The sequence below is a fragment of the Nioella ostreopsis genome (genome assembly GCF_004000255.1).
In the GTDB taxonomy this organism is placed as follows: domain Bacteria; phylum Pseudomonadota; class Alphaproteobacteria; order Rhodobacterales; family Rhodobacteraceae; genus Nioella; species Nioella ostreopsis.
Genome location: NZ_RCIQ01000048.1, coordinates 1 through 5991, shown reverse-complemented (window position 1 = coordinate 5991; position 5991 = coordinate 1). Strand labels below are relative to the sequence as shown.

Genomic DNA, 5991 nt, shown 5'->3' with positions numbered 1-5991 from the left:
TTCGCTTCCGGCGCATGCGAAGTCTGCAGAATTTCGCTGCCGTCCATTCCTCAGTGCATAACCATTTCAATCGGGAACGCCACCTCAGCTCACGCGAAAACTTCAAGATGAACCGGAGCGCCGCGCTTGCCGAGTGGCGCGAACTTGGCGCGGGATAAGGGACAGCGTTAATGGCCTAGCAGAGACGAGTTCGAATCCGTCTGACAGCACCCACTCAGTTGCTTCACAGCCCGCAGTTTAACCTCGTCCGTTGAAACTTTCGACGGTGCCGCGTTGATGTTGTGATGCGTTGCGATGCCAAGAAAATGCACGAGCAGTTCCAGAACAGCCTCATCTCTGTCAAATGCCAATACTTCCATTCAGCCTCCGGGGTTAAAACGTCCCACCGATTCGTTCTTGTATCGCCCAGAATTGGGGCTGCATTTTGTCGGACTGGCGAACTTCTTCCGCCGATGATGCCGTTTCGGAGAGGTTTTTTTGTGACCCTTGCGACACTGAAACACCGATACCGGGCGATCCTTAACATTCAATCCCGGTTGATCGGCTAGACCCCCATTGTGCCATAAGAAACGCGTCATCGTACCAGACTTGGATAGGTCTTTGTTACAATGTAATATATATCGTGATTGCATCTAGGCTTCTTTTCGCAGGCATCTTTGGCTCGCGTAACTCTTTTTTTGAACATTTAGGTTACTCATAGGGTTGCCGGTTCGGAAACATTGCAGGTAATACGACTGCACTGTGGATAAAAAGCATTGCGATAAGGGTTTCACGGGTTAACATGTTTTTAAAAAGTGCTCGTGCAGTCAGTCACTCTTATCTGCAATACGGAGTCCATCTCCCATGCCGTCACTCGGTCATCTTGAGGCGTCTGCGCCCTTGAATCTCACATTGTCCAAGTCGGCTAAAGCGCTGGTTCGGGCCGATTGGAGCGCCTATGCGACAGCCTATGATCTGTTGTCCGAGCATAACCCTGAATACCAGACGCTACTACGAGAATTCGAGGGTTTTCTTGAAACGATAGAAACTCCGGGCCTGATTTACGACATCGGCGGCGGTACCGGGAATTATACAGAGATTGCGGCCCGCATTTGCCCCGAGAGCGAAATCAAGCTGGTCGAACCAGATGTCGGCATGCTTGGCGTTGCGCAGGCGAAATTGTCGGGCCACGACAATGTCGAATACGATCCACGCGCGCTTGAAGATTTCGATGCATCGGGCACCGCTGATCTCGTCATATGTGTCCATGCGCTATATGCGATGCCTGATCAAAGACAGCGGCTGAAAGATCTTCGCCGCTTGCTTCGTCCCGGCGGTCGGCTCTACCTCGTTGATCTCGGTCGCTACATGAACGTGGCCGACTGGCGCCGCTACCTATTCGCTCATTTGAAACAAGAACATGGGCTGTTTGGCGCATTGCGGATCTTCTGGCAGGGGCGGGAAATCGCCAAGCAGAACGCGACCATTCTCGAAGCACAGAAGAAGGGCGCGTACTGGACCCATACCGAGGCTGAAATCGCATCGGCTGCGACCGAAGCAGGCTTCGACATCATCAGGCAAGACTCGGTTTATCGCGGTTACAGCGATTTGCTTGTGTGTCGCGCGACGTCTTGATCGAGTTTAGGCGGAAGGGACGAACATGAACGAGCAAGTCATCGAAGCACTCAAGCTCTATCGCTACAAGGTTCTGACGGACAGCAAGGACCTCGAAGAACTCTATCGCCTCCGCTACAAGTGCTACCGCGCCGAGCGGTCGATCGCCTCGAACGAGCGCGAGGTCATGACCGATGCGTTCGACGAGACCGCGAATTGCGTCCATGTCGCGGTGACGCTGGATAAGCGGATCCTTGCGGCTGTGCGCTTGCATCTGGTGTCCAGGCTCTGCCTGACATCACCAACTGTCGAAGTGTTTCCCGAGATCCTGGAACAGACCGCTCCCACACAGACGATCCTGGATCCGACCCGCTTTGTTATTGATCCCTCAGCGCGCGCACAGCGCGTCCCGTTGCATTTTCTTACCCTGCGTATCCCGTTTCTTGCGACAATGTTTTACGATATCGACTTGGCTCTTGCCCCGGTTCGGGCGGAACATACCGCGTTCTATCGCCGCTACCTCGGCTATGTACCGATGATGCAGCCAAGGGATTATCCCGGGCTGAAGAAGCCGATCCACCTTCTGACGGCCAAGGTGAAGGAGCAGCGCCACGCGGTTCTCGCCCGAACACCGGTGTTCGGCCCAGTTGATGACATCCCTCACTCCAACATTCACTTCCCGGACCTTTCGAAAGCGTATGTTGCATCGAAGGAAAATCAGTTCAAGGCAGCCTAACTGGCGCGAAGCGCCCGCCCAAAGGCGATAAACCAATCCGGGCGCCTGCCTTAATATTGTCCATCGTCAGCCCTGTGTCGCCCAACGAATGTCGGAATTTTCGTGTACCCCACCAAAGCGAGAGACATGAGAACAGCGGCAGAGGCAATCATGAAGGTCCAAAATGCGCATTGGGAGGCCCGGAGCGACTGGTTCAACTCTGTAGGTCGCGAACAGCGCATCAAGGATTACATCACCTTGGCCAACCAGTTGATCTGGCAGCGGCAAGGCAGTTTTTTCGCCGCGGCCATGCTCGCGGCCTTCTACTTCAATCCGATCACGACCTTCACATTTTATATTGTCGTCGCACTGACAGAATTGCTCGACCAGAACCTCGGGCGACATTCGAAAGCATGGGACGGTAAAGACCCAGTCGTCGGTCGGCAGATTCTCAAGCGAATTGCCCTGAATACGGTCGTCAGCGCGTTGGCGATCAGCGTCTTTATCGTCAACATAGCGGTTCAGCAGACGTCAGGCGGTCATTTCACGCCGCTTTTCTTCCTGTTCTCGGCATCGCTTTTCGCAGTGATGTACAACAGTCAGATGATCGGCATCCTTCTCTTGCGACTGTCGGTCTATGCATTTGCGTTTCTCAGCATCGCTTTTCTTGACGTCCTGAGGTATTCACCACCGCTCCGATCCAATATCTGGCTGGAGTTTTTCACGATCATCTTCGTGCTCTATTTCATCATCGATATCTCGGCAAAATTCTACGTCCGCTATCAGGAACGACTCGATCAGATGAGGCTGATCAAAGAAGAAAACGAACGCACCAAGGCCGCCTTGGAGGTGAAGCGGCAATTCCTGGCCACGGTCAGCCACGAACTGCGCACACCCCTGACGTCGATCATGGGATCGCTCGACCTCGTGAACCACGGAGCGCTTGGCGAGGTGCCTGAGAAAATGAAACCGGCGATCCGGATCGCCGCCAAGAACGGCAAGCGACTTGCCAATCTGATCGATGATCTGCTCGATCTGCAAAAGATCGAAGCCGGCGAGATGGAGTTCCACTTCAAGCCTATCAGCGTAAACGACTTTCTTGACGAGGCCGTGGAATCGACCACTGGATATGCCGACAAGCTCGGTATTCATGTGACGTCCGTCCCTAGCCTGCATGACTGCCGGATCATGGGAGATCGTAGCCGACTCATGCAGGTCATGAATAACCTGTTATCGAATGCATTGAAGTTCTCTGACGAAGGTGGATCAGTGGAGGTGCGCGTGCAAATCGTTGGCGCGCGTGTCCGCATTTCGGTCCATGACGACGGGGTGGGTATTCCGAAAGACGCCAAAGATCGCGTGTTCGGCAAGTTCACCCAGGTGGACTCCTCTGATGTGCGCAAGGTCGGTGGCACCGGGCTTGGCCTCAACATCACAAAGCAGATCATTCAGCGCCACAACGCTACAATTGATTACGTCAGCGAACTGGGTATTGGATCGACGTTCTTTATTGAGTTCGATCGCTTGAATAACGCGGGTGCAGAAAGTGCGGAGAATGTGTCTGTGGAGAAAGTGGCCTGAGGCGCAAAGTAGCGAAGTCTGGCGCGGCAGCTTTTTTGTATCTGGGTGAAATTAATGAGCAAGTTTTTCAAAACAAAGAATGTACGGAATTAAAGAATTCAAGTTTTTTCCGGGACTTCCTATGGTGCATCGCGTAATCGGAAATCTCAAACCTATTGTCTCGAGTCCAAGAAAATCGAGGGGTGAGCCGAGGACCCTTTCCGTGTCGAGAAATGTGCCGAAGCACCAGGTGGTTGGAGCTCTGGAATATGTCTGTCTCGGTGGCATTCCAAAGACCGCCTCGACCTTGCCCACACCGAACACCGTAAGGCGCAAGTGACATCCGCAGATGATCGATGGATCACGCTCTCCCCAGCAAATGCACGCTATATTTCTTTGCTCAATGAACGGGTGTCTGATCTTGGCTCTTCAGGAAGCATAACCTGAGTTGCGCAAGGGTGACCCCATGCGCATTGAAACAATACCGATGTTTCGAAGTTATTATTCAAGAAATGAGATATGTGAGGCAGCTCTGCGATCACATCGTGGCAATTTATTGATTTCTTGAGGTGTTTTTGTGAATCAATTGAATGTGGCTTGCTTTCTATTTTGAATTTGTTAACCTTTACAAAATCCCAATGGGTGAACTGAGGAAAGATATGTCTAGCGATATGAGAATACTTGTTGCCGACGATGATGGTGCAATTCTCGAGCTATTGAGCATTGCTCTTGAAGTCCTGGGTTTCAATTCGGTCACTCTCGCTCATGATGGCGCCGAGGCACTGGACATCATTCGGTCGTCCGAGGCCGAATTCGATTGCTTCCTCCTCGACATCCAGATGCCGAAGATGGACGGGATTGAGCTTTGCGCGTCCATTCGTGCCCGGCCTGAATACAGATCCACCCCTGTCGTGATGCTGACAGCCATGTCCGACCGAAAGTATATTGAACGATCCCTGGCTGCCGGCGCTACGGACTATGTGACGAAGCCGTTCGAAATCATGGATCTCAAGGCCCGCCTCAATTCCGCGACCCAAGCCTACAATCTTGCGAAAGAAGGGCGTGAGATGAACGAGCGGCTTCATGCATTGGCCGATGACCTTATCCAGCAGAAAGGGGTGGAACTCGGAGACACGTTCGATATCGAGGATGTACCGGGATACCTGAACTGTGAAAAATTCAAGGGTCTGGTGACGGACTTTGGCGAATGTGGTGTGAAACACGCTGCGTTTGTCGTTTTGCAGATCGACGATGTTGCGTCGATCTATAATGCCTGCGGTCCCGCCGGGTACTTCAATTTCATTTGCGATGTGTCCGACGCGATTTCGGACGTCATCACGCAGGACGGCTACCTCTTCTCATACGTCGGCAACGGTGCCTTCGTTGTTTTCGACCCGCGGTCCCGTCAGGGCATCGAAATGTCGGAACTAGGCGCGGACATCGAAGAATCCGCAGCCGCTATGGGGCTCGTGTTCTCTGATGGGACTCCCATTCCGATCAGGCTCCAGCAAAGTGAGGCCTTTGGCTTCAACGATGTGTCCATGCGCAGCCCAGAGGACCTAGTCCGGGTTTCAAGGGTCCAATCCACCAAATCTTATGGAGCTCCTTTTGTGGGGCAGGTGGTGTAAAGGAATGCGCTGCTCACACCAGGGTCTTGTCAGAAGAAACCTGGTTGAGCCGGGCAGGGGGCATTGTCAGAAGAACTTAGCTTGAGGCGAGGCAGGGCGCTGGTTAGCGTTCGCAGATGACCAAACGCAGCCCCTTCCGCTATTTCAAGACGAGCCCAGGGTCTTGTCAGAAGGCTTTCGGTTGAGAGGAGCAGGACAGCCTCGTAGCGTCGGAACATGACCAAATCCGACCCGTTCAAAGGCTTTCACAGCAGCCCAGAAATCATCCGCCTTGCGGTGATGCTGTACGTCCGCTTCCCATTGTCGCTCCGGAATGTCGAAGATCTACTGCACGAGCGCGGTGTCGATATCAGCCACGAGACGGTGCGGTACTGGTGGCATCGGTTCGGCCCGATGTTCGCATCCGAGATCCGAAAGCGCCGGATCGAAGGGATGAAATCTAGCCGGTGGCGTTGGCACCTCGACGAAGTCTTCGTGAAGATCAATGGCGAGCGG

The 5991-nt window shown here is 53.3% G+C and carries 4 protein-coding genes and 2 pseudogenes; all 6 read left to right on the top strand.

Annotated elements, in window-relative coordinates:
• Window positions 1-158, top strand: a pseudogene (locus EP237_RS23645) (IS6 family transposase); the annotation flags it as partial.
• Between the two features lie 721 nt (window positions 159-879).
• The gene (locus EP237_RS22485) at window positions 880-1614 is read left to right on the top strand and encodes a class I SAM-dependent methyltransferase (protein WP_240661734.1); all 735 of its coding nucleotides are present in this window, start codon (window positions 880-882) and stop codon (window positions 1612-1614) included.
• A gap of 25 nt (window positions 1615-1639) precedes the next feature.
• Window positions 1640-2329, top strand: a complete 690-nt coding sequence (locus tag EP237_RS22480; RefSeq protein ID WP_127563057.1) for an N-acyl amino acid synthase FeeM domain-containing protein — start codon at window positions 1640-1642, stop codon at window positions 2327-2329.
• A 126-nt stretch (window positions 2330-2455) separates the two neighbouring features.
• Window positions 2456-3889: a sensor histidine kinase gene (locus EP237_RS22475; RefSeq protein WP_240661733.1), complete on the top strand. Its 1434-nt coding sequence runs from the start codon at window positions 2456-2458 to the stop codon at window positions 3887-3889.
• Window positions 3890-4506: 617 nt separating this feature from the next.
• The gene (locus EP237_RS22470; protein WP_164744809.1) at window positions 4507-5496 is read left to right on the top strand and encodes a response regulator; all 990 of its coding nucleotides are present in this window, start codon (window positions 4507-4509) and stop codon (window positions 5494-5496) included.
• Between the two features lie 216 nt (window positions 5497-5712).
• Window positions 5713-5991, top strand: a pseudogene (locus EP237_RS22465) (IS6 family transposase); the annotation flags it as partial.

Coding starts and splice junctions, on each gene's coding strand:
- EP237_RS22480 (WP_127563057.1), top strand. CDS start 1,640: ATGAACGAGCAAGTCATCGAAGCACTCAAGCTCTATCGCTACAAGGTT.
- EP237_RS22475 (WP_240661733.1), top strand. CDS start 2,456: ATGAGAACAGCGGCAGAGGCAATCATGAAGGTCCAAAATGCGCATTGG.
- EP237_RS22470 (WP_164744809.1), top strand. CDS start 4,507: ATGGGTGAACTGAGGAAAGATATGTCTAGCGATATGAGAATACTTGTT.